The organism is Parendozoicomonas verongulae, assembly GCF_009711465.1.
In the GTDB taxonomy this organism is placed as follows: Bacteria; Pseudomonadota; Gammaproteobacteria; order Pseudomonadales; family Endozoicomonadaceae; genus Sansalvadorimonas; species Sansalvadorimonas verongulae.
Window position 1 is genome coordinate 1 of the sequence record NZ_SMME01000360.1, and the last position, 627, is coordinate 627.

General features: G+C 53.6%; 1 protein-coding gene. It reads left to right on the plus strand.

The window, feature by feature from the left end; all coding sequences use genetic code 11:
• On the plus strand, positions 1-390 hold a 390-nt coding region (locus E1189_RS26335; protein WP_196220871.1), incomplete at its 5' end, for a hypothetical protein.
• Between the last annotated feature and the right edge of the window lie 237 nt (positions 391-627).

Consider the following 627-nt stretch of genomic DNA (forward strand, 5'->3'; position numbering starts at 1 on the left):
GGTGTTCCGCTTCCCCCTGCACCGGGCATCTCTGCTGCCCCGACGGTGAGATTTAAGCCGACTGGCAGAATTGAAAGTAACACCGCAAAGGCAGGTGGTGTTCTGCTTCCCTTTGCACCGGGTGTCTTGGCTGCCCTGGCGGTGAGAGTGAAGCAGACTGACCGAATCGAAGGTGATACCACAAGGGCAGGTGGTATTCTGCTTCCCCTTGCACTGGGCGTCGCTACTGATCCGGCGGTGGGATTTAAGCAGACTGGCCGAAGCGAATGTGGCGCCGCAGGGGCAGGTGGTATTCTGTTTTCCTCGGCATACTGCCCCTTTCCCATTCTGGCTCAATACTTCTATTGCCGGTGCAGGGCCATCGTAGTCCAAATCACCTGGGAGTATTGATGCAGCTTCATAAACATCTTCAATCTCTTGTTTGACAACTTTCCGGCAGTGAATTTCCCAGGCGTTGATATCAGAATTAAAAGGCAGCGGAAATCCATCAACGAATTCACCTGTTATTTCACGTCATCGGTTGCCGATGGGGAATCAAGTTTGCTGGGAGTTACGGAGCAGGTCGAGCTCTCAACCATCAGGCCAAAGGTTTCCTTCTCCTGGCGTGGCAGCCTGATTCTGGATGGA